The sequence below is a fragment of the Neorhizobium vignae genome, assembly GCF_000732195.1.
In the GTDB taxonomy this organism is placed as follows: Bacteria; Pseudomonadota; Alphaproteobacteria; order Rhizobiales; family Rhizobiaceae; genus Neorhizobium; species Neorhizobium vignae.
This window is the reverse complement of sequence record NZ_JNNU01000005.1, coordinates 379,738-402,138: the sequence shown is the minus strand read 5'-3', so window position 1 is coordinate 402,138 and position 22,401 is coordinate 379,738. Positions and strand designations below refer to the sequence as shown.

25 protein-coding genes and 2 pseudogenes are annotated in these 22,401 nt (G+C 65.2%); 25 read left to right on the top strand and 2 right to left on the bottom strand.

The window, feature by feature from the left end; translation table 11 throughout:
- Positions 1–73: 73 nt before the first annotated feature.
- The 4 genes from GQ59_RS11095 to GQ59_RS11080 all read left to right on the top strand — a co-directional run bounded on the left by GQ59_RS11095 (position 74) and on the right by GQ59_RS11080 (position 5,463).
- Positions 74–1,462, top strand: coding sequence for an MFS transporter (locus GQ59_RS11095; protein ID WP_152564297.1), 1,389 nt, complete (start codon positions 74–76; stop codon positions 1,460–1,462).
- A 98-nt stretch (positions 1,463–1,560) separates the two neighbouring features.
- Entirely contained in the window at positions 1,561–3,021 is a 1,461-nt protein-coding gene (locus GQ59_RS11090; RefSeq protein WP_341872381.1) for a protein adenylyltransferase SelO, read from the top strand.
- Between the two features lie 263 nt (positions 3,022–3,284).
- Positions 3,285–3,944: a hypothetical protein gene (locus GQ59_RS11085; protein WP_244447949.1), complete on the top strand. Its 660-nt coding sequence runs from the start codon at positions 3,285–3,287 to the stop codon at positions 3,942–3,944.
- Positions 3,945–4,242: 298 nt separating this feature from the next.
- A complete protein-coding gene (locus GQ59_RS11080) occupies positions 4,243–5,463 on the top strand; it encodes a DNA-packaging protein (protein ID WP_051903909.1) in 1,221 nt (406 codons plus the stop codon).
- 28 nt (positions 5,464–5,491) lie between these two features.
- Here the strand turns inward: GQ59_RS11080 and GQ59_RS33315 are convergent, their stop codons facing one another.
- The gene (locus GQ59_RS33315; protein ID WP_267967571.1) at positions 5,492–5,617 is read right to left on the bottom strand and encodes a hypothetical protein; all 126 of its coding nucleotides are present in this window, start codon (positions 5,615–5,617) and stop codon (positions 5,492–5,494) included.
- 159 nt (positions 5,618–5,776) lie between these two features.
- On the opposite strand from GQ59_RS33315, the gene GQ59_RS11075 reads away from it, so the two are divergent.
- The 11 genes from GQ59_RS11075 to GQ59_RS11025 all read left to right on the top strand — a co-directional run bounded on the left by GQ59_RS11075 (position 5,777) and on the right by GQ59_RS11025 (position 12,739).
- On the top strand, positions 5,777–6,397 hold the full coding sequence (locus GQ59_RS11075) for a chitinase (protein ID WP_037081037.1): 621 nt from the start codon (positions 5,777–5,779) through the stop codon (positions 6,395–6,397).
- A 48-nt stretch (positions 6,398–6,445) separates the two neighbouring features.
- Positions 6,446–6,760, top strand: coding sequence for a Dabb family protein (locus GQ59_RS11070; RefSeq protein ID WP_037081035.1), 315 nt, complete (start codon positions 6,446–6,448; stop codon positions 6,758–6,760).
- 40 nt (positions 6,761–6,800) lie between these two features.
- Positions 6,801–7,988, top strand: coding sequence for a phage portal protein (locus GQ59_RS11065; RefSeq protein WP_037081034.1), 1,188 nt, complete (start codon positions 6,801–6,803; stop codon positions 7,986–7,988).
- Positions 7,989–8,200: 212 nt separating this feature from the next.
- On the top strand, positions 8,201–8,536 hold the full coding sequence (locus GQ59_RS11060; RefSeq protein ID WP_037081032.1) for a DUF6107 family protein: 336 nt from the start codon (positions 8,201–8,203) through the stop codon (positions 8,534–8,536).
- 62 nt (positions 8,537–8,598) lie between these two features.
- Entirely contained in the window at positions 8,599–9,180 is a 582-nt protein-coding gene (locus GQ59_RS11055) for an HK97 family phage prohead protease (protein ID WP_037081030.1), read from the top strand.
- A complete protein-coding gene (locus GQ59_RS11050) occupies positions 9,177–10,442 on the top strand; it encodes a phage major capsid protein (RefSeq protein ID WP_037081028.1) in 1,266 nt (421 codons plus the stop codon). Before GQ59_RS11055 ends, GQ59_RS11050 begins: the two co-directional genes overlap by 4 nt.
- Before the next feature lie 161 nt (positions 10,443–10,603).
- Positions 10,604–11,173 carry a head-tail connector protein gene (locus GQ59_RS11045; RefSeq protein WP_037081026.1) on the top strand — a complete coding sequence of 190 codons (570 nt, stop codon included), beginning with the start codon at positions 10,604–10,606 and terminating at the stop codon, positions 11,171–11,173.
- Positions 11,173–11,505 carry a phage head closure protein gene (locus GQ59_RS11040; RefSeq protein ID WP_432762574.1) on the top strand — a complete coding sequence of 111 codons (333 nt, stop codon included), beginning with the start codon at positions 11,173–11,175 and terminating at the stop codon, positions 11,503–11,505. The genes GQ59_RS11045 and GQ59_RS11040 overlap by 1 nt, the downstream gene beginning before the upstream one ends.
- On the top strand, positions 11,502–11,900 hold the full coding sequence (locus tag GQ59_RS11035; protein ID WP_037081021.1) for a DUF3168 domain-containing protein: 399 nt from the start codon (positions 11,502–11,504) through the stop codon (positions 11,898–11,900). Before GQ59_RS11040 ends, GQ59_RS11035 begins: the two co-directional genes overlap by 4 nt.
- A 4-nt stretch (positions 11,901–11,904) precedes the next feature.
- Positions 11,905–12,234: a type II toxin-antitoxin system TacA family antitoxin gene (locus tag GQ59_RS11030; RefSeq protein WP_152564296.1), complete on the top strand. Its 330-nt coding sequence runs from the start codon at positions 11,905–11,907 to the stop codon at positions 12,232–12,234.
- A gap of 4 nt (positions 12,235–12,238) precedes the next feature.
- The gene (locus tag GQ59_RS11025) at positions 12,239–12,739 is read left to right on the top strand and encodes a GNAT family N-acetyltransferase (RefSeq protein WP_037081018.1); all 501 of its coding nucleotides are present in this window, start codon (positions 12,239–12,241) and stop codon (positions 12,737–12,739) included.
- Here GQ59_RS11025 and GQ59_RS11020 read toward each other — a convergent pair.
- On the bottom strand, positions 12,736–13,947 hold the full coding sequence (locus tag GQ59_RS11020; protein ID WP_037081183.1) for an MFS transporter: 1,212 nt from the start codon (positions 13,945–13,947) through the stop codon (positions 12,736–12,738). The two genes, GQ59_RS11025 and GQ59_RS11020, sit on opposite strands and share 4 nt — an antisense overlap.
- 105 nt (positions 13,948–14,052) lie before the next feature.
- On the opposite strand from GQ59_RS11020, the gene GQ59_RS11015 reads away from it, so the two are divergent.
- The 10 genes and pseudogenes from GQ59_RS11015 (at position 14,053) to GQ59_RS10970 (ending at position 22,389) form a co-directional block, all read left to right on the top strand.
- Positions 14,053–14,460, top strand: coding sequence for a phage major tail protein, TP901-1 family (locus GQ59_RS11015; protein WP_037081016.1), 408 nt, complete (start codon positions 14,053–14,055; stop codon positions 14,458–14,460).
- A complete protein-coding gene (locus GQ59_RS11010; protein WP_037081014.1) occupies positions 14,460–14,807 on the top strand; it encodes a gene transfer agent family protein in 348 nt (115 codons plus the stop codon). The genes GQ59_RS11015 and GQ59_RS11010 overlap by 1 nt, the downstream gene beginning before the upstream one ends.
- A 23-nt stretch (positions 14,808–14,830) precedes the next feature.
- A complete protein-coding gene (locus GQ59_RS31045) occupies positions 14,831–15,052 on the top strand; it encodes a rcc01693 family protein (RefSeq protein ID WP_341872384.1) in 222 nt (73 codons plus the stop codon).
- Between the two features lie 32 nt (positions 15,053–15,084).
- Positions 15,085–15,608, top strand: a pseudogene (locus GQ59_RS11000) (phage tail tape measure protein).
- A gap of 23 nt (positions 15,609–15,631) precedes the next feature.
- A pseudogene (locus GQ59_RS10995) lies at positions 15,632–16,269 on the top strand (phage distal tail protein, Rcc01695 family).
- Positions 16,266–17,141, top strand: coding sequence for a DUF2163 domain-containing protein (locus tag GQ59_RS10990; RefSeq protein ID WP_037081013.1), 876 nt, complete (start codon positions 16,266–16,268; stop codon positions 17,139–17,141). Before GQ59_RS10995 ends, GQ59_RS10990 begins: the two are co-directional and overlap by 4 nt.
- On the top strand, positions 17,138–17,572 hold the full coding sequence (locus tag GQ59_RS10985) for an NlpC/P60 family protein (RefSeq protein ID WP_037081011.1): 435 nt from the start codon (positions 17,138–17,140) through the stop codon (positions 17,570–17,572). Before GQ59_RS10990 ends, GQ59_RS10985 begins: the two co-directional genes overlap by 4 nt.
- A 407-nt stretch (positions 17,573–17,979) precedes the next feature.
- Positions 17,980–21,771: a baseplate multidomain protein megatron gene (locus GQ59_RS10980; RefSeq protein ID WP_037081008.1), complete on the top strand. Its 3,792-nt coding sequence runs from the start codon at positions 17,980–17,982 to the stop codon at positions 21,769–21,771.
- A 21-nt stretch (positions 21,772–21,792) separates the two neighbouring features.
- Positions 21,793–22,005: a hypothetical protein gene (locus GQ59_RS10975; RefSeq protein WP_037081006.1), complete on the top strand. Its 213-nt coding sequence runs from the start codon at positions 21,793–21,795 to the stop codon at positions 22,003–22,005.
- A gap of 117 nt (positions 22,006–22,122) precedes the next feature.
- Positions 22,123–22,389, top strand: a complete 267-nt coding sequence (locus GQ59_RS10970) for a hypothetical protein (protein ID WP_037081003.1) — start codon at positions 22,123–22,125, stop codon at positions 22,387–22,389.
- Positions 22,390–22,401 lie beyond the last annotated feature (12 nt).

Genomic DNA, 22,401 nt, shown 5'->3' with positions numbered 1-22,401 from the left:
GCTTTTCCCTTGACCTCAATCGTGGTTGAGGTTGTAGCGTGCCTGGGACTGAAAAACCGGATAAGAGGCAGGCGTGTTGCAGGACATTGATGTGGGTTGGTCGAGGCTTCTCAAAGGCCGCGAGGGGGCGATGCTGGCGCTGATCTCTGCCGGGATCGGGCTGCATGCCTTCAACCAGTTCGCCATCGTCGCAGCACTGCCGCCGGCGGCGAAGGAGATCGGCGGCACGGCCTATTTCAGCTGGGCCTATACGCTCTATTTCCTGGGCTCGATCGCCGGCGGCACCGGGGCTGCCGCGATGCGCGACCGGTTCGGCGCGCGCTTCATCCTCGTCCTTTCGGCGCTGGTCTTTGCGGCCGGCGGGCTGCTGGCGCTGTCGGCGCCGGCCTTTTCCTGGATCATGGCAGGGCGCCTGCTGCAGGGCATTGCCGACGGGCTGATCGTGGCGATCTGCTACAGCCTCATCCCCGCCAATTTTCCCTCCGCGCTGATCGCCAAGGTGTTTGCGGTGGAGGCGATCGTCTGGGCGGTGGCGGCGATTGCCGGGCCGCTGGCAGGCGGGCTGCTGACCGAGGCCTATTCCTGGCGGGCGTCGTTCCTGGCCGTCTCGCCCTTCGTGGCGCTGCTGGCCGGTTTTGCGCTGACCGCGAGGATAAGGGTGACCGAGGCGGCGCCGGTACCGCTGTCCGTCGCTACCATTTCGCTCTGCCTTGCGGCCTCCTTCGTCCTGTCGCTGTCGTCGGTGGTGACCGGAGGGGCGATGCAGGCGGTGGCGGTTGTAGCGGGCGCGGGACTGTTCCTGCCGGCGCTGAAGCTAGACGGGCGGATCGGGCCAAAACTGTTTCCCGAAGGCGCCTTCCGGCTGGGTTCGGTTCTCGGCCACGGGTTCTGGGTGCTGTTCCTGATGTCGGCGAGCCACTCGGTCGGCAGTGTTTACCTGGCGCTGATGATCGATGCCGTCTTCGGTTTCCGGCCGTCCGTGGTCGGTTATCTGGTGGTGACCATGGCGCTCTCCTGGAGTGCGGTCGCAGTGGTCGCGAGCAGGATTACTGCGCTTGGGCCGCGGCATCGGTGGATGCGCGCAGGCGCATTGTTTCAACTGGCCGGTTTCCTTGGCCTCGCCGCCGCGTTCGCGAGCGGGTCGCTGGTGCTGCTGCTGGCGGGCCAGGTGGCAATCGGTACGGGTTTCGGCGTCGCCTGGGCAAGCGTCAACCAGGCGGCGATGGAAGCGGCAGCAAGGCAGGAGCGCGATCTCGCAAGTGCCTTGCTGCCGACGATTTCGACCGCCGGTTACGCGATCGGCGCGGGGATCGCCGGGATGATCGCAAGTGCGACCGGCCTGGTTTCGGCGCTGGAGAACGGCGAGGCCAGCGGGCCGGCGCTGTGGCTCTACGGGACTGCGGCGGCGGGAGCCCTGCTGACCTTCCTCCTCGGTTTCGGGGTGCGACTGGCGAAGCCTTGAGCGGCGCAACAAAAGCGCATTTCGCTTGTTCGGCGGGACGGATTTCCCATATTTGAAGAAAAGGTCGCCGCATCCCGGCCGCCAAAGGAGTCCTTCCCGTGTTCCAGTTCGACAATTCCTATGCCCGCCTGCCGGACAGGTTTTTCGCCTCCGTCTATCCCGAGCCGGTGGAGGGGCCGAAGCTCCTGAAATTCAACGGGTCGCTGGCACAGGAACTGGGCGTCGAGGCGGATTTCTCCGATCCCGGCCGGCTGGCGGCGATTCTTGCCGGCAATGTCGTACCGCCCGGCGCCATGCCGATCGCCATGGCCTATGCCGGGCACCAGTTCGGCAATTTCGTGCCGCAGCTCGGTGACGGGCGGGCGATATTGCTGGGCGAAGTCGTCGACCGCAACGGCAAACGCCGGGACATCCAGCTGAAGGGCGCCGGGCCGACGCCCTATTCCCGCAGGGGCGACGGACGCGCGGCTTTGGGACCGGTTTTACGCGAATACATCGTGTCCGAGGCGATGAACGCGCTCGGCGTGCCGGCGACACGGGCGCTTGCGGCTGTCGCGACCGGCGAACAGGTCTATCGCGAAACGGTGGAGCAGGGCGCGGTGTTCGTGCGCGTCGCGGCAAGCCACGTGCGGATCGGCACCTTCCAGTTCCTTGCCGCCCGCGGCGACAATGAGGGGATCAAACTGCTCGCCGACTACGTCATCGAGCGGCACTATCCGGAGCTTAAAATCGCGGAAAACCCCTATCTGGCGCTGCTGCAGGGCGTAGCGGCGCGGCAGGCGGATCTGATCGCCCGCTGGCTGGGCATCGGTTTCATTCACGGGGTGATGAACACCGACAACATGACGATTTCGGGCGAGACGATCGACTTCGGGCCTTGCGCCTTCCTCGACGAATACGACCCGATGAAGGTGTTTTCGTCGATCGACCAGGGCGGCCGTTATGCCTATCGCAACCAGCCGGGCATCGGCCAGTGGAACATCGCGCGGCTGGCGGAATGCCTGCTGCCGCTGCTGGACGCCGACGAGGAGAAGGCCGTGGAAGCGGCAAATGCCGTGCTGAAAGCGTTCGGCGAGCGGTTCCAGAAAGAGTGGATCGGCGTTTTCCGGGCAAAGATCGGCCTTGCGACCGAGGCTGACGGCGATGGAGACCTGATCCAGGCGCTGCTGGCAGCCATGCACGAGGGGCAGGCGGATTTCACGCTGGCTTTCCGGCGGCTTGCCGATGCGGCGGAGGGCGGGCAAGAGGCGTTTCTGGATTGTTTTGCCGATCCCGACAAGGCGCAGGCCTGGCTCGCCGACTGGCGCGAACGGTTGACCACGGAGGCACGGCCGTTCGGCGAACTGGCGGCCGCCCTGCGCGCAGTCAACCCGGCGGTCATTCCCCGCAATCACAAGGTCCAGGAGGCCCTTTCGGCCGCCAACTACGGCGATTTCAGCTTCTTCGAACGGTTGCTGGAGGCGCTGGAAAAACCTTTCGAAGAGCGGCCGGAATTCGTGGGCTACATGCAGCCGCCGAAGCCTGAGGAACGGGTGACGCAGACCTTCTGCGGAACGTGACCCGCCTGTAAATTAATTTTTGCTAATTAGGAAAATAGTCCTTGACGGCGTGACGGTTGTTTGGTACGGTCTAGGCATAGTCGAAGAATTGCGCCGGTGGATAGCCGGTGGCAAGACTTCCAGTCAAATTGGCCCGGTCTCAAAACCGGGCCTTCTTTTTATCTCGACAATCGGCAGCGGGGACGCGCGGCGACCGGAAACGGGGGCGGCGGGATTTTCTGCGCCGAAATTTTGGCCGCAATTGCTGCCCGGGGATATCCCAGATGGATGAATTCGAGACGTTCGATCCGGCGCTTTTCGGGCTCTGGACGGAGGCGCCGGTCTATGGCGACGGGCTTGCGATGGAGGATACGGCGCTTGCGGACACGGTGCGCGGCGTGCTTCTGGAGATCAAGTCGGCCGAGGGCGCCTTCTCGCCCGGCGAGGAACTGCGGCGGCTTTTGAACGAGATGACCGTCGAGATGCGCGACCAGTTCTCGACCTTCCGGCGGATGCGGACCTCGGCGGAGGCGGCGCTTGAGACCGGCGACGACGCCGCCCAGAAGCTGGCCCGCGCCGACGTGAAGGCCGCCACCGACGCCATGTCGCTGATCGTCCGCACACTCGAAAAGGTCGACAGCCTACAGCGCCAGCTCGCCCGCGATCGCGACGAGGCAGCCGAGCGCGATGCGGACGAGGGCGGGTACGAGGAGGCCAAGGCCCGCTTCCTGAAAATGATCGAGGAGCGTGCCAATGAAAACGCCTATCGTCTTTTCGAAGCTTGGAAGCGAGATGGGCCTCCGCCCCCCGTTTTGGAGAAATTTGGACAGGCGGTTCCCGAGCCAGCGGACGTCGCGGCGGGCTCTGGAAAAGACGGCGGACCAATCGGTGTCGGTGACGGTGGGGCTTCGGCGGGGTCTGCGTCAGGTCACGGAACTTCGTGAGGAATCTCACGCGACCATTTTGGAAGGCAAGGCTTTGAGCAGCGCGATCGGACAAGGGATCGCCGGGCGCGGCAAACGCCCTCTGATCTCCCCCCTTGAGGGGGAGATGTCACCGGAGGTGACAGAGGGGGGTAGCGCCGCGAACTCGACTGTCGAAGAGTGCGTCGCAGCACCCCCCTCTGACCTGCCGGGCATCTCCCCCTCAGGGGAGGAGATCGGTATGCCGCACGGGTCTGCTCCCGTAAGCGAGCACCCTCCGGAGCGGAATGATGAGCCCGACACCTCTCTGATCGGCTTCATGCTCGGTCATGAGCGCGACTGGGATATAAAGGGCCGTCGCGACCAAAAGCCGCCCGAAGGCGACTGGCGCACCTGGCTGATCATGGGTGGGCGCGGCTCGGGCAAGACGCGGGCCGGCGCCGAATGGATCCATAGGCTGGCCTCGGCCGACGCACGATCGGGGCTCAGGATCGCGCTGGTGGCGGAAACCCTGGGTGATGCCCGCGAGGTGATGATCGACGGGGTTTCGGGGATCTGCCGGGTTGCGCGGCGCAACCGGCCGGATTTCGAGATTTCGCGCCGAAGGCTGGTCTGGCCGAACGGGGCGGTGGCGCAGATCTTTTCCTCCGAAGACCCGGAGAGCCTGCGCGGCCCGCAGTTTCATTTCGCCTGGTGCGACGAGCTCGCCAAGTGGCGGCATGCGGAGGAAACCTTCGACATGCTGCAGTTCGGGCTGCGGCTCGGGGCCGATCCGCGCCAGCTGGTGACGACGACGCCGCAGCCGGTGCCGATCCTGAAACGGCTGATCGCCGATCCCGGGACCCGGCTGGTCCGGATTTCGACCCAGGCCAATGCCGGCAATCTTTCACCGGGCTTCATTTCGGCGCTGGAGGCGCGCTACGGAGGAACGAGGCTCGGACGGCAGGAACTGGCCGGCGAGCTGATCGAGGACCGCGAGGATGCGCTGTGGAAACGGGCAGACCTCGAAGCCTTCACGATCCGCTTTACCGGCGGGCTCAGGCGCATTGTAGTTGCCGTCGACCCGCCATCGGGTTCGGGCGAACATTCCTGCTGCGGCATCGTCGTCGCCGGATTGGAAGCGAGCGGCCGGGCGGTGGTGCTGGCCGATTGTTCGGTCGAAGGCAAAACCCCGGCGGGCTGGGCGAACGCGGTGGCGCGCGCCTATGCACGCTTTCAGGCGGATCGGGTCGTGGCGGAAGTGAACCAGGGCGGCGAGATGGTGACGGCGATGTTGAAAAGCGTCGACGCAGGCCTGCCGGTGACGATGGTGCGGGCGACGCGCGGAAAATTCTTGCGCGCCGAGCCTGTCGCGGCCCTCTACGAACAGGGGCGGGTGGCGCATGCCGGGAGGTTTGCCGAACTCGAAGACCAGATGTGCGACTTCGGCCCGGACGGCCTGTCTTCAGGCCGTTCGCCCGACCGGCTTGACGCGCTGGTCTGGGCGCTGACGGCGCTGATGCTGGAAGGTCACGGAGAGCCGCGCGTGCGAGGTGTTTGAGCGCGGCTCGCTGCTCAATTGATGACGATCAGCGCGGGGTGGCCGGCTTCGGCTGGGCGCTTTCGCGCATCTGCTTCCACTCGGATTCGATCCGCTCGACGACATGTTGCGGGATCGGCTTGGAAGGGGCGGCCGGTGCGGGCTGCTGCATCATCATGATCTCCTGTTGTTTAGGAAGCGGACATGAACGTCGTGTGTAGCCGTTGGTTCCACATCGTTAGAACAAAGTAAACTACCGCCTAAAGGCTTAAAACGATTTAGTTTTTTCTAAACCGATTGAAACCTTGCATCGCGGTATGGGAGTAAGCTCCAGATGGCTCACAACCGGCATGCTTTCTTTGCCTTGGTACGGACGAAGCTCTTCGGGGGTCGGCTGACCACAGGCCAGGTGGAAGGGCTGACGGTGATTCTCGACGCTTGGCAGGCAAGGGTCGGTCAAGAAGAGGCTCCGTCGCTCGCCTATGTGCTGGCGACCGCCTTTCACGAAACGGCCGCCACGATGCAGCCGGTCCGCGAGACCCTGGCGACCAGCGACAGGTCGGCGATCGCGCGGCTGGACGAGGCTTTTGCGGCGGGCCGGCTCGGGTCGGTGAAGACGCCCTATTGGCGGCCGGACGCGGAAGGAAAAAGCTGGCTCGGCCGTGGACTGGTCCAGCTCACCCACAGGCGGAACTACGAGGCGATGTCCGAAGTGACCGGGATCGACCTGGTGACCGATCCGGGCCGGGCAATGGAGATGCCGGTCTCGGTCGCGATCCTGATCGAAGGCATGCGGCGCGGCAGTTTCACCGGCCGCAAGCTCGGCGACTATTTCGGGCAAGGGCGAGCCGACTGGGTGGGCGCGCGAAAGATCATCAACGGCAACGACCGGGCGGAGCTGGTGGCACGGCATGCGCGGGTGTTTGACCGGGCCCTGGACACCAAGCCGCATTGAAGCCCCCTGCAGGCCATGAGAGCAGGCCTGCGCATTGCTGGAGGTTCCATGATACGCCACATCGTATTTTTCACGGCGCAGGCAGGCGAGATCGACCGGGTACGGGCGGGTCTTTCGCTGCTGACGGACAACCCGCACGCGCGGACCCTGGAGATCGGCACGAATGTGAAGAGCGATCAGCTCGGCAACGAGGTCGACCTGGTCGTCTATGGCGAGTTCGAGGATGCGGCGGCGCTGGCCGCCTACAAGGCGCATCCGGCCTATCAGGCTTCGATCGATATCGTCCGCCCGATCCGTGAAATCCGCATGGCCGCCGATTTCGACAGTGAAAGTGCGGTGAAATCGCCCCTGCCGCTTCCCTGAAGCGGGCCTTGGAGCCCGCGAGCGAAAAGGACAAGTCACGATGAAATCTCCATTCCGGCGCCCGTGGTTTTCCACGGGTGGGCGACAGGCCGTGCCCGAAATCCAGGGAGCCGACACCCGTAGGGCCGAGAGCAAGACGGCCTCCGGCTTTGCGATCGTGTCCGGCGAGGGGGCGGCGCAGTGGTCGGGGCGGTCCTATGCGGCGCTGGCGCGGGCAGGGTTCATGAAGAACCCGGTCGCCTATCGGGCGGTGCGGATGATCGCCGAAGCCGCCGCAGCCGTGCCCTGGCTTGCCTATGACGGGGCAACGGAACTGGCCGACCATCCCGCGCTGGCGCTCTTGGCGCGACCGAACGCCCGACAGGGCGGGCCGGATTTTTTCGAGGCGCTTTATGGGCACCTGGCGCTGTCCGGCAATGCCTATGTCGAGCCGCTGTCGATCGGCGGGGACCTGCGCGAACTGCATCTGCTCCGGCCCGACCGGGTGAGCGTGGTCGAGGGCCGCGACGGCTGGGTGGCGGGCTACGATTATCGCGCCGGCGGCACCACGCGGCGGTTGCCGGCCGAAAGCGACGGCATCGCGCTGCTGCACCTGAAACTGTTTCATCCGCTCGACGACCATTGCGGTTTTCCGCCGCTCGGGGCGGCCGGTGCCGCGCTCGACCTGCACAATGCGGCGGCGAGCTGGAACAAGGCGTTGCTCGACAATTCCGCACGGCCTTCCGGCGCGCTGGTCTATCAGCCGAAGGATGGCGGCAACCTGTCCGCCGACCAGTACGAGCGGCTGAAGGACGAGCTGGAGGCGGGCTATTCCGGTGCCGTCAATGCCGGGTGGCCGCTGCTGCTCGAAGGCGGGCTCGACTGGAAGTCGATGGGCCTGTCGCCGAAGGACATGGATTTCATCGAGGCAAAGAACGGCGCGGCGCGCGACATCGCGCTCGCCTTCGGCGTGCCGCCGATGCTGATCGGCATTCCGGGCGACAATACCTATGCCAATTACCAGGAGGCCAACCGCGCCTTCTATCGCCTCACCGTGCTGCCGCTGATCTCCCGCACCGCCGCGAGCTTTTCCGCCTGGCTGTCGGAAGCCTATGGCGAACGGCTGCGGCTGGAGCCGGACCTCGACCGGATCGCCGGCCTTTCCGCCGAGCGCGAGGCGCTGTGGGCGAGGGTAGGGGCGGCAGGATTCCTGAGCGACGAGGAGAAGCGCGAGGCGGTGGGGTATTGAGTGACTTCAGGCGGTCGAAGCCTTTGGCCGAACCGCGGCGTGACTCAACTTGCGAACTCGCCGACTCAACCTCTCAGCAGAGTGTCGGAAGTGATTCTGACAATTGATGAAAATGTGACCGCCTGACCCAGCGTCAGGCGCGGAACGGCTGGTTGCATGGCAGCAGCGCCGTTCGGTCCGTATGCGTGCATCATAAACAAGAGAGATTAAAAATGGCTGACCTCGGAAACGATCCGGGCGCACTGCCCGGCATGTGGGCGGCGCGGATCGCCGGTGCCACGGCGGGAGCCGGAGTGTCGCTGATCTATCTGCTGCCGAAGAGCCGCCGCGAGGCGGCGAGCCGGTTTCTGACGGGCTTGAGCTGCGGGATGATCTTCGGCGGACCGACCGGGCTTTGGCTGGTCGAGCGGCTGGGGATCGGCGGAGAGCTTTCCGGCCCCGAGGTGATGCTGACGGGATCGGTGGCGGCCAGCCTTTGTGCCTGGTGGGTGCTGGGCGCGCTGGCGAGGATCGCCGTCAGATATGGGGGACGGAACGGCGGGGCTTAACTTCGGTCTTCGCCTAGAGCCCCTTCGCCGGCCAGATCATTTCAATTTCAGGGAGAATACCCATGCACGCTTACCGCGGGCCGCGTCCGACTGCGCGCAAATTCGCCAATCTGGAACTCGCAGGCGTGACCGGCGACGGGTTTTTTTCCGGTTATGCCAGCGTCTTCGGCGAGGTCGATCTCGGCAAGGATACGATCGAGCGCGGCGCCTTTCGCAATTGCCTCGTCGAGCGCGGGGCGATGGGGGTGCGGATGCTCTACCAGCACGATCCTTCAGAACCGATCGGCGCCTGGCGGACGATCCGGGAGGATGCCCGCGGGCTTTATGTCGAGGGCATGCTGTCGCCCGGCGTCGCCCGTTCCCGCGAGGTGCTGGCGCTGATGAAATCGGGCGCGCTCGACGGGTTGTCGATCGGGTTTCGCACGGTCAAGGCCCGCACCGACGCCAAGACGGGCGTGCGCAAAATCCTCGAGGCGGATCTCTGGGAGATCTCGGTGGTGACCTTTCCGATGCTGCCATCGGCGCGGGTCTCCAACGTCAAGCATGCGCGGTTCTTCCGCGACAGGGAAACCGAACTCGTCCGCCAGATGCGGCGGGCGGCGAAGATGATGATGAAATCAACCTTCAAAGGAAAAGCGATATGACGGAGCAGGCGAGAACGATGGCAAGCGTGGCGCCCGAAGTGAAGGCCGTGCCGGAGACGGTGACGGCGGCCTTCGACGAATTCATGGAAGCGTTCGAGGCCTTCAAGGAGGTCAACGACCGGCGCCTCGGCGAGATCGAGCAGAAGCTGACCGCCGATGTCGTGACCCGCGACAAGATGGACCGCATCAACCGCGCCGTCGACGACCAGAAGAAGGTGCTCGACCAGCTGGTGCTGAAGAAGGCAAGGCCGCAACTCGGCCGCGGCGGTTCGGAGCTCTCGGCCGAGGCTGTGGAGCACAAGGCGGCCTTCGACGCCTATGTCCGCCGCGGCGAGGAGAACGGCCTGCGCGAGCTGGAGGCCAAGGCGTTTTCGGGCAGCACCGGTGCCGACGGCGGTTATCTCGTGCCGCCGGAAACCGATACGGAAATCGGCCGGCGGATTTCGGCGGTCTCGCCGATGCGGGCGCTCTCGACCGTACGCACCGTATCGTCCGCCGTGCTGAAGAAGCCGTTTGCGGCGGCCGGCCTTTCGACCGGCTGGGTGGCGGAGACCACGGCGCGGCCGCAGACCAATACGCCGCAGCTCACCGAGCTCTCCTTTCCGACCATGGAGCTCTACGCGATGCCGGCCGCGACGCAGTCGCTGCTGGACGACTCGGCGGTCGATATCGAGGCCTGGATCGCCGGCGAGGTGGACATCGTGTTTGCCGAGCAGGAGGGCGACGCCTTCATCCGCGGCGACGGCATCAACAAGCCGAAGGGATTTCTGTCCTATCCCACGGTGGCGGAAGGCTCCTGGAGCTGGGGCAATATCGGCCACATCGCCACCGGCGTTGCGGGCGGCTGGAAATCGACCGGTCCTTCGGACACGCTGATCGAGGTCATCTATGCGCTGAAGGCCGGCCATCGCCAGAACGGCACGTTCATGATGAACCGCAAGGCGCAGGGCGACATCCGCAAGTTCAAGGACGGCGACGGCAACTATCTCTGGCACCCGCCGGTATCGGCCGGCCAGCCGGCCTCGCTGATGGGCTTCCCGATCGCCGAAGCCGAAGAGATGCCCGACGTGGCGGAGAATTCGCTCTCGATCGCGTTCGGCGATTTCCGCTCCGGTTATCTCGTCGTCGACCGCGCGGGCGTGCGCATCCTGCGCGATCCCTATTCGGCAAAACCCTATGTGCTCTTCTACACCACCAAGCGCGTCGGCGGCGGCGTTCAGAATTTCGAGGCGATCAAGGTGGTGAAGTTCGCGGCGGCCTAGAAGTACGTCTCGTCATCCTTGGGCTCGACCCGAGGATCCAGCCTTTCTGGCGTGGTGCCTCTCCGTATCGATATCCATCGGGCTCGGCCTGGATCCTCGGGTCGAGCCCGAGGATGACGGAGTATGCGGAGAGGCGTCGGCCAAGCTCTCCAAGGATTCCCATGACCTACGCCCAAACCACTTCGCCTTCCGCGGAGCCGCTGACGCTTGCCGAGGTGAAGGCGCATCTGCGCCTCGACGGAAGCGACGAGGATGCGTTGCTGGTATCGCTGATCAGCACCGCCCGCGAACACCTGGAGCGGGAGACGAGGCTTTGCCTGATCTCCCAAGCCTGGCGGTTCTATCTCGACCGCTGGCCGGCGGACGGGGTGATCCGGATATCGAGATCGCCGGTGCAGGCGGTTGAGAACGTTACCGTTTATGACGCTGAAGGAACGGCGCTTGAAGTTCCACTGGAAGATCATCTGCTCGACGGCAAGGGCCGGCCGGCGCGGCTGTGGCTGAGGCACCCACCGGCGCCGGGCCGGTCGGTGAACGGCATCGAGATCGACTTTTCGGCCGGTTTCGGCGAGGCAGGCACCGATGTGCCGGACACGCTGAAGCGGGCGATGTCGATCCATATCGGCCATATGTTCGCCTTCCGCGGCGTCGTTTCGCCGGAGAACCAGCCGGCCGGCATCCCTGACGGCTACGAGCGGCTGATCGCGCCCTTCCGGATGCGGAGGCTCTGATGGTCCTGTTCTTCGATCCCGGGCTGATGACCGCGCGGCTCGACCTCGAGGCGCCCCGGACGGTGCCGGACGGGCAGGGCGGCGCGACGGTGGCCTGGGAGGTGACGCTCTCGCTATGGGCACGGATCGAGCCGCTCTCGTTCGTGGTGGCGGAACAGGCGGCCGCGGAAGCCGGCACCATCAGCCACCGCATCTGGGTACGGTTCCGCGACGGCATTTCAGCCGGCCAGCGGTTTCGCAAGGGCCCGCGGATCTTCGTGGTGAAACTGGTGCACGATCCGGACGAGACGCGGCGTTATCTCGTCTGCCAATGCGAGGAGGAAACCCGATGACGGCGGGAAACGCGCTTCTGCGGGCGATCCATCAGACGCTTGCCAATGATGCGGCGCTGACCGCGATCGTCGGTGCCGACGGCATCCGCGACCGGCTTCTGCCGCGAGCAAAGCTGCCCTGCGTGGTGTTCGGCGAGATGGAGACACGGGATTTTTCGACCGCCAGCGAGGCCGGCGAGGAGCATCTTCTGGTTCTGGAAATCTGGTCGGAAGGCGAGGGACGGCGGCAGGCGCAGGAGATCGCCGGCCTGGTGCACGGCCTGCTCCACGATGCGGCATTGGCTCTCGACGGCGCGATACTGGTGAACCTGCTTCAGGTGGGCACAAGGACGCGGCGGGAGCCGAAGACGAAGTTCTATCTGGCGGAGATGCGGTTTCGGGCGGTGACGGAGTAGGTCATTGAATATTCCGAGGGGAGTGTATATACAACGTATGTGCATTGAGATGGTAGTCATGGCAGCCCTTCGGAAAAGCGAAACGATCAATTTGAGGATTGATGCCGGCACGCGGGACGTGATAGCCCGCGCGGCCGAGATTTCCGGTAAATCGCTGACCGCATTCATGACCGAAGCGGCTTTTGCAACGGCCCAGAAGGAGCTTTTGGACCAGCGCTTCATTGGTGTCGACGCGACTGTCTTCGATGCCGTCGAGGATCTGCTTGGCGAGCCTGCTCAGGTCAATGAGAAACTCTCGGCTTTGCTGAAGTCGAAACGGGAATGGCTCGACTGAGCCCATGTATCGCAAACCGGCCCCGCTGAGTGAACAGCATCATCTTGGAGACTTCGATAGCCGCAAACCGGTTCTCGATGTTTTCCTGAAGGAGATGGCGCTTCACAATCAGGCGCAGGGTTACACCCGGACCTTCGTGATCGCGGACGCCGATTTTCGGGTGGTCGGTTACCACTCGCTTTGCGCCGGCATGATTTCGCGTGAAAAAGCGCCCCGTCAGGTCAAGGGCCATCAGGCGCCGGGCGAAATTCCGGTGGCATTGCTGGCCCGGCTTGCCGTGGATCGGAGGCACCATGGGCAGGGGCTGGGGGGAGAACTGCTGAAGAATGCCCTGTTGGCGGTGGTTGCGACCTCTGAAGTGGTGGCGTTCCGGGCAGTGATGGTTCATGCGCTCGACGATGAGGCAACAAGGTTTTACCTCAGATACGGTTTCCGCCAGGCCAAGGGACTGGACCGGACCTTGCTGTTGCCGGTCAAGGATATCGTCGCGTCAATCAGCAATTAAGCGGCCGTCCGCGCATTCGCCCGCCGCACCAGTACCACCAGCGTGAGCACCAATACCAGCGAGATTGCCGAGAGCACGGCGCCGGTCACAAGCGCCGCCGTGACGCCGGCGCGATCGAGGATGGCGGTGAAGACGACCGGGGCGGCGGCAGTGGCAAGGTTCTGCGGCAGCGACAGGCGGGCCGATTGCAGGCCGAATTCGCCGGGCGAGAAGAGGGACAGTGGCAGGAGCGCACGGGCGACTGCGAGCACGCCGGTGCCGAAGCCATAGAGCAGCATGAAGACCACCAGGACCGGAGCAGAGGACGTGATGGTCGCGGCGAGCAGGAAGCTGAACAGGATCAGGCCGGTGCCGACGAGCGAAGTAAGCAGCGCATTGCCGCGCCTGCCGAGGGCCATGTCGACGAAGCGGGCGGAAACGCCGATCACGCCGCGCGCCGAGCCGAGCTGCAGCGCAAGCGCCGGCGAGGCGCCGGCCTGTTGCAGCAGGGCCAGCAGCGAGGGCGCCAGGCCGAAGCTGATGAACGAGCTGATCGCGGTGGCCGCGGCCACCAGGAAGAAGGCACGACGGCGTTCCGGTGGGGTGAAATCGACCGGGACCGTATCCGTGGCCTGGGTTTGCTCGTTGCGGTCGATCGGTTTGGGAAGACCGAACAGATAGAGCGGCAGGCAGATGAAGAGCTGCAGCATGGCTGAGAATACGAACGTCATCCGCCAGCCGACGAGATCGTTCATCAGCGCCAGGGCCGGCCAGAAAATGGTCGCCGAAAGCCCGGTGAACAGCATCAGGATGGCGATGACGCGCTTGCCGTCCAGGCCCTCGCGCTCGACGACCGCCGTATAGGCCGGCGCCGACAGGCCGAGCGCACCGCCGATGCCGATGACGATCCAGGCAAGACCGTAGACCAGGATTTCGTGGGCGCCCGCGAGCAGCAGCAGGCCGATCGCGAAGATGACGGATGCGCAGGCCATGACTTTTGCGGCGCCATGGCGGTCGAGCAGCCGGCCGGTCGCGGGACCGGCGAGCGCACTGACCAGCATCATGATCGACAGGCCGAAGAACACCACCTCGTTCGGAAGGTCGAGTTCCGGCGCGACGATGCGGCCCATGACCCCGAGCATGTCGGAGGTCGTGCCCCAGGAGATGATCTGGGTGACGGCGAGCACGGCGATCGTCTGTGCCGAGCGCAGGGGGAGGATTTTGGGCATGGCGGCGGGAAGCATTCGCGAAACGGTTGTGTGAGCGCTCGATGCTCTAGCACCGCAATTTACGGTGCGGAAGCGACAAACGAACAACAGCGGAAAGGACTCCACATGGTGGCGCAGAAGGGCAAGGATCTGCTCTTGAAGATCGACAATGACGGCGCGTTCCTGACGGTGGCGGGGTTGCGCTCGAAGCGGCTCGCCTTCAATGCCGAGACCGTCGACATCACCGATGCCGAAAGCGCCGGACGCTGGCGTGAGTTGCTGGGCGGTGCCGGCGTGCAGCGCGCGTCGCTGACCGGCGCCGGCATTTTCAAGGATCAGGAAAGCGATGCGGTGGTGCGCGCGACGTTCTTTGCCGGCGGTATTCTGGCCTGGCAGATCCTGATCCCGGCCTTCGGCATTGTGAGCGGACCGTTCCAGGTGACGGCGCTCGAATATTCCGGCGAGCACAATGGCGAGATCCGTTTTGAACTCGCACTGGAATCGGCCGGCAACCTGACCTTCGGAGTGCTGTGATGTCGGGCGGACATGCAAACCGCAGGCGCGGCGAGGTGGAGGCGGTGATCGACGGCGAGCGCCGCATTCTCTGCCTGACGCTGGGGGCACTGGCGGAGCTTGAGACGGCGTTTGCGGCCGGCGACCTCAACGGGTTGGCGGACCGGTTCTCCTCCGGGCGGCTGAAGGCGGCGGACATGATCCGGCTGATCGGCGCCGGCCTCAGGGGCGGCGGCAATCTGCTCTCCGACGAGGACGTGGCTGCGATGAGTATCGAGGGCGGAATTTTAGGTTACGCGCGGATTGTCGGAGACCTGCTGGCGGCGACGTTTGCGGGGCCGGACGGGGAGGTTGCGGCAAACCCTTGAGTGCCGCAGCGGGATTCGGAACGATCGCGGGAGTTCCCGACACTGCGATTGAAGAGGCGAGGCGACCGTTTCCGTGGGATGCGGTGATGCACGTCGGCCTCTGCCTGCTGCGGCTTCCGCCCAGGGACTTCTGGGCGCTGACGCCGGTCGAGTTTTCTGCCATGGCCGGCGGGTCGAGGCGGCATGGCGCGGGCATGGAGAGGGCGGGGCTGGACGCGCTGATGCGGGCGTTTCCAGATGGGTGAGTTAAGGCCCCGGCGACAAATGGGAGTCCACCATGGAAGACGACAATAGTCTGGCCGTCACCCTGTCCGGCGCGGAGGCACTGACCGGCGTGATGGCGGATCTCGAAGTGCGTTCGCAGCGTTTCGGCGCGGCGCTGACCGGCGCGCTCAGGTCCGCGACGACAGGCGGTCGCGGGCTCGAGGAGGTACTCAAGGGGCTCGGCAACCGGCTTTCGGACATCGCGCTGGCCGCTGGCCGCTCGAAAACATGCTCGGCAACGCGATCGGCGGGCTTGTCGGGTCGGTGACGCCGTTTGCCGACGGCGGTGTGGTGCGTTCCCCGAGCTTCTTCCCGATCGGCGGCGATATGGGCCTGATGGGCGAGGCGGGGGCGGAAGCGATCCTGCCGCTCAGGCGCGGGCCGGACGGCGCGCTCGGCGTTGCTGCGGCCGGCGGGGCCACGCCGCAGATCGTCTTCAACGTGACGGCAAGTGACGCAGCGAGTTTTCGGAAAAGCGAAGGGCAGATTTCCGCCATGCTGGCGCGCAGTGTTTCTCGCGGACGGCGCGGCCTGTGACGATGATGTTGCGAGGATGAGAGATGAGCGGTTTTCACGAAGTTCGCTTCCCGTTGCGCCTGGCGCTCGGGGCGACTGGCGGGCCGGTGCGGCGCACCGATATCGTCAACCTTTCCAACGGGCGCGAGCAGCGCAACCAGCGCTGGCGGGATTCAAGGCGCAGCTATGATGCGGGATCGGGCGTGAAATCGCTCGTCGATCTCTATGCGGTGCTGGAGTTCTTCGAGGCGCGGGGCGGGCAGCTTTACGGCTTTCGGTTCCGCGATCCGGTCGACTGGAAATCCTGCGCACCGGGCGAGGCGATATCGGCGACCGATCAGGCGATCGGCACGGGCGACGGGGAGACCGCGACCTTCCAGCTCGTCAAGACCTATGCGGACGCCGGCGGCAGCTGGACGAGGCGGATCGCCAAGCCGGCCACGGGCTCGGTTGTGGTGTCGGTGGACGGCGGTTCGCAACCGGCCGAGGCCTGGTCCGTCGACGCGACGACGGGGATCGTCACCTTTGCCCCCGCGCATGTTCCGCCGGTCGGGGCGGTGGTGCGGGCGGGTTACGAATTCGACGTGCCGGTGCGTTCGACACCGACCGGATCGACGTCAACCTCGCGCATTTCGATGCCGGGCGCATCCCGACCATTCCGCTGACGGAGGTTTTGGCATGAGAACTATAGCGGCCGATCTGGCCGAGCATCTGGCGCAGGAGGCAACGACCACCTGCCATGCGTGGCGGGTGACCCGGCGCGACGGGGCGGTGCTGGGTTTTACCGAACACGACCATGACCTGACATTCGACGGGACGACCTTCCTGGCGGCAAGCGGGTTTTCGGCCAGCGAGGCAGAAGCGGCAACGGGGCTTTCGGCGGGTGCCGACGAGGTCGCCGGCGGGTTTTCCAATGCGGCGATCCGCGAGCAGGATCTGGCGACCGGCAGGTATGACGGTGCGCGGGTGGAGCTGTTTCTCGTCAACTGGGCGAAGTCGGATCAGCATGTTCTCTTGAGCGTGCGGGAGATCGGCGAGGTTTCCCGCGCCGGCGGGCAGTTTCGCGCAGAGCTGCGCAGCTTGGCACATCGGCTGAGCCAGCCGCAGGGACGCGTCTACAACCGGCGTTGCGACGCGAGCCTCGGGGATGCGCGCTGCGGCGTAGACCTGGCCCTGTGGCGCGGCGAGGGAGCGGTGATCGCGGTGAAGGATGCGAGCCGGATCGTCGTCTCGGGGCTAGGTGGTTTCCCGAGCGATTTCTTTCGGCAGGGCGTGCTGACGTTTGCGGGTGGCGTGGCGGTCGATGTCGACTCGCACGAAAAGAGCGCGGACGGTTCGGTGGAACTGACTTTCTGGTTGCCGCTGGAGGAGCCGATTGCGGCGGGCCACACGTTCACGGTAACCGCGGGTTGCGACAAGTCCTTTGCGACCTGCAAGAGGCGCTTTGCGAACCATCTGAATTTCCGTGGCTTTCCGCATGTGCCCGGTGCCGATTTTGCCTATTCCTATGCCGACGGGGAGCGGGTCCATGACGGCGGCCCGATCTTCCAATGAGCGGGCAAAGCGAGCGGGTCGTGGCGCTCGCCGAGGGATGGATGGGCACGCCCTACCGGCATCAGGGGGCAACGAGGGGCGTCGGCTGCGATTGCATCGGGCTTATCCGCGGGATCTGGCGCGAGCTTTATGGCGAGGAGCCGGAGACGATGCCGGCCTATGCGCCCGACTGGGCGGAGCGAAGCGGCGAAGACAGGCTCGCGGCCGCGGCCGCGCGGCTCTTCGGGCCGGCCGTGCCGTTTGCCGAGGCGGAGCAGGGAGACGTCCTCTTGTTCCGCTGGCGGCCGGACTGTCCGGCGAAACACGCCGGGGTGCTGGTCGGCCCGCGGCATTTCATCCACGCCTATGAGCAATCGGCGGTGACGCGTTCGGCTCTGGTACCATCGTGGCGGCGGCGGGTTGCGGGCGTGTACCGGTTTCCAACCCGCTGATCATTCACAACCCTCTACTCCCCCTTGTAGAAAAATCAACCAAAAGATGCGTTCGCGCGTGGTCGGTTGCATTTTTGACGGCATGGTCTATATTGGTGGAGTGATGAGCGAGGCGGTAACCTCGCCCATCGTTTTACTATCTAGCGAATATGACCCGGACGGCTATAGACCAGCCCGTCCGGGTTTTCTTCACCATCAGCGTGACGCTAAAAGGCCGTGGCCTCATAACATCCCCTCCGTGATTGAGAACTAAGGCATCTGCCCACGTCGGCGGAGCCCATCTTCGCCGACACGCCTGCTGGTGCGGCGTATTCTGCTTTTAATCCTCAACCGACTTTAATCTAACATGCAATCATGGAGAGCGAAAAGTAGCTGTTTCGCGTGGTTGCAGTGTGTGAGGTTGTACTATGGCCACTATCCTTTTCCAGGCGGCGGGTGCGGCGCTCGGCAGTGTGTTCGGTCCGGTCGGCGCCATCATCGGGCGGGCGGCGGGGGCACTGGCCGGCAGCATGGTCGATCGGGCGCTGATCGGCGGCAGCGGCGCGACCATCTCCGGGCCTCGGCTGGCGACTGCACGCATTCCGGGTGCTGACGAGGGTACGGCGATCAACCGAATCTACGGTACGGCGCGGATCGGCGGCACGCTGATCTGGGCGACGCGTTTCGAGGAAGAGGTGACGCGAGAGCGCTCCGGCGGCAAGGCGACGAGCGGGCCGCGGGTGGAGACGTTCCGCTATTTCGCAAACCTGGCGGTCGGGCTCTGCGAGGGGCCGATCGCGGGCGTGCGGCGGGTCTGGGCCGATGGACGTGCGCTCGATCTGACGGCGATCGAGATGCGGGTCCATCGTGGCGACGGGGAGCAATTGCCCGATCCGCTGATCGAGGCAAAGCAGGGCGAGGGCAATGCGCCGGCCTATCGCGGGCTGGCCTATGTCGTGTTCGAACGACTGCCGCTCGACAGTTTCGGCAATCGCATCCCGCTCCTGCAGTTCGAGGTGCTGCGGCCGGTGGGCAGGCTCGAACGTCAGATACGCGCCGTAACGCTCATACCGGGCGCGACCGAGCATGGTTATGCGACCCGGCCGGTGACGGAGAAGACCGGCGAGGGCAGCGCACGCATTCTCAACCGCCACACGCTCGCGTCCGGAACCGACTGGCACGCGTCGCTCGACGAGCTGCAGGCGCTCTGCCCAAACCTCGAACGGGTGGCGCTGGTGGTCTCCTGGTTCGGAACGGACCTCAGGGCTGGGCATTGCCGGATCGTGCCCGGCGTCGAAGTGCCCGAGCGGTGGGAGGAGAGCGCGGAATGGTCCGTGGCAGGGATATCGCGCGGCGGTGCGCATCTGGTGAGCCAGCTCAGCGGCCCGGCTTTCGGCGGCACGCCGAGTGACGCGAGCGTCGCGCAGGCGATTTCCGATCTCAAGGCGCGTGGACTGAAGGTCTATCTCTATCCGTTCGTGATGATGGATATTCCGCCCGGCAATGGCCGGCCTGACCCCTATGGCGGCGCGGAGCAGGCGGCCTTTCCCTGGCGCGGGCGGATCACCTGTTTCCCGCTGTCGGCGGATAAGACTGCGGATGCGCGGGCGCAGGTGCAGGCTTTCAGCGCCGGTTCCGAAGGGTACCGGCGCATGGTGCTGCATTATGCCGGCCTGGCGGCGGCCACGGGCGGTGTCGATGGCTTCATTCTCGGCTCGGAGCTGCGCGGGCTGACGCAATTGCGCGACGAGACGGGGACCTTTCCTTTCGTGCAGGAACTGGTTCGGCTTGCGGCGAATGTGCGGGCGATCGTCGGGCCGGGGACGAAGCTCACCTATGGCGCCGACTGGAGCGAATATTTCGGCTATCACCCGCAGGACGGTTCGGGCGAGGTGCATTTCCATCTCGATCCGCTCTGGGCTTCGGCGGATATCGATGCGGTCGGCATCGACAACTACATGCCGCTCGCCGATTGGCGCGACGAGGATCTTGCCGCGGACAATCCGGATGGTTTTCGTCTTGCGGATGACGGCCAAGCGATGGCGGCGCAGATCGCCGCCGGGGAGGGTTTCGACTGGTATTATGCGAGCGATGCGGACCGGCGAAACCGGCTGCGATCGCCAATTTCGGACGGGCTGGCGGGCAAGCCGTGGGTATTTCGTTACAAGGATCTCCCGGGATGGTGGTCGAATGACCATCATGACCGTGTGGGCGGGGCCGAGAATACAATGCCCACGGACTGGGTGCCCGGCATGAAGCCGATCTGGTTTACCGAACTCGGTTGCCCGGCGGTCGACAAGGGCGCCAATCAGCCGAACGTCTTTACCGACCCGAAATCGGCCGAAAGCGCTCTGCCGTATTTTTCGAGCGGCGGGCGGTCGGACAGCATGCAGCGGCGCTTCCTGGAAGCGCATCATGGCTGGTGGCAGGGCGACGCGCCGCCCGCCGGCATGGTCGATCGGGATCACGTCTTCGTCTGGACCTGGGATGCCCGGCCTGTTCCGGCCTTTCCCGGCGATCTTTCGGCCTGGAGCGATGGCGGCAACTGGCGCACGGGCCATTGGCTCAATGGCCGGCTGGGCGGAACTACGCTTGCCGATGCCATCGCCGCGATCCTGACCGAGCATGGTTTTGAGGATTTCGACGTTTCGGACGTGAGCGGCGACCTGACTGGCTACGTGCAGGGCGAGGTGACCTCCGCGAGGGCGCTTCTGGAGCCGTTGCTCGAGGTCTTTCAGGTGGATGTTGCCGAAGACGGCGGCAGGCTGCGCTTCCGGTCGCGGTTGACGGCGAGCCTGGCGGCGAAGGAGATCGCCGTCATTGCCGATATAGAGGATCAGCCGCTCTGGTCGGAAAACCGGGGGCATGACAGCGATTTTGCGGCTGAGGCGGTGCTGACCTCCTACAATCCGAGCCTGGACTACGAACAGGCGGGTGTGCGATCGCGGCGGGCGCGGGCGGAAAGCCAGCGCATCCTGAGCTACGACCTGCCGGCCGTGCTGCCGGAGGAGACGTCGCTCGGTGCGGTCGAGACGCTGCTGCGTACGCACAGGGTCGCGAGGCGGTCGTTGAGCTTTGCGCTTTCGCCCGCCGATATTGCAGTCGAGCCCGGCGATGCGGTGCGGCTGGCTCTGCCGGATGGCGCCGGGCCGGAGGGGACGTTCATCGTCGAACGGGTCGAAGAGGGCCCGGCGCGGCGGATCGAGGCGCGGCACCACGCGCCGCTGGCGCCGTTGAATTATGCTGTCGGGGAGGGACACAGAAATGGCGGTAGCGCCGTCTCCGACGGATTTGCGCCTGTACTGCACTTTCTTGATCTGCCGCGATTTACGCCGGGTGAGCCAGCGAGCTTCGCCCGCGTTGCAGGCTTCTGCCGGCCGTGGCGGCGGATGGCGCTGTCCTCTTCCGTGGCGACCGAAGGGTATCGCACGCGCTCAGCGCTCGACCGGCCGGCAAGGGTCGGCGTTCTGGCGACGCCGCTTTCGGGCGGCGTGATCGGGCGTTTCGATCGAGGTGTGGTTATGGAGATCGAACTGTTTTTCGGCGGCCTGTCGTCGGCGGACGAGCAGGCGGTGCTGAATGGCGAAAACCGTATTGCGGTGAAGGCCCAGAACGGCGCCTGGGAAGTGCTCGGCTTTGCTGCAGCCGAAGAGATCAGCCCGAATCGCTGGGCGCTGTCGAACCTGTTGCGCGGGCTGGCGGGCACCGGGGATGCCATGTTGGCGGGCGCCGCGGCGGGTGCAGCCATCGTCTTGCTCGACGAAGCCGTTGTGCCGCTGGGACTGTCGGCGGAGGAGCGTGGCCGGGCCATGAACTGGCTGGCGGAAAGCCTGGGGCAGGCGGGCGGACGTTCCGGCCCGCATGGATTTACGGGGGGCATGCGCGCCGAGACGCCGCTTTCGCCGGTCCATATCCGCGGTGAGCGGCCGGTTGGCGGCAATGCCAGGCTGACCTGGGTCAGGCGTGGCAGGGTCGAGGCGGACAATTGGGACGGGATCGAAATTCCTCTGGACGAGCCGGAGGAGCGCTACCGGCTCGAGATGCTGGACGGCGCCACCGTCAGGCGCATGGTCGAGGTGACGGAACCCGCCTTCACCTATCCGGCGGCCGACGAGATTGCCGATTTCGGCGGTATCCAATCGAGCCTTTCGTTGCGGGTCCGGCAGATGGGCCGGGCGGTCCCGCTCGGCGTCCCGGCCGAGGCGACTGTAGTTTTCTAGATCGAAACAAGGAGATGAAGCATGGATGGCATGAAGGCTTGGTATCAGTCAAAAACGGTCTGGGGCGGGTTGATTGCGGTCGCCGCCTCGCTTCTGCAAGTCACGGGAATTCAGCTCGGAGCAGATGTTCAGGCAGAGCTCGCAGAGCTTGCGGTGACGCTGGCAGGGGCTGCCGGCGGGTTTTTCGCGATCTACGGTCGTATCGCGGCCCAGACCGGAATCAGGGGAAAATAGCCGCATGAAGGAAAGCATTACGGACCATTCATTTGCCATTCAGCCGCCTTTGGCTACATAATCCATCACATGCTTTGGACATGAATCCTGTTTGTCTTGTGAGTGGAAATTGTAACCATGGCGCGACTGCCAATCATCGCGATACTGACCGCCGGCCTTGCCGGTTTCGCCGGCTTTTTGCCGGAAAAGGTCGCTGCGCGTGATTATCTCGTCCTCGTCGCAGGCGATTGCGGCTCGGCGGCGTCTCGCGTGGTACGGGAAACCGGCGGCCAGCTTCTTTCCGCTCAGCCCTCCTCCGATGGCCAGACCTGTGTCGTGACGGTGCTCGTCCAAGGCGATGGCAATCAAAGACCGCGCAAGGTGACCGTCAGGGTTCCTATGTAAAGCGGGTCCGGC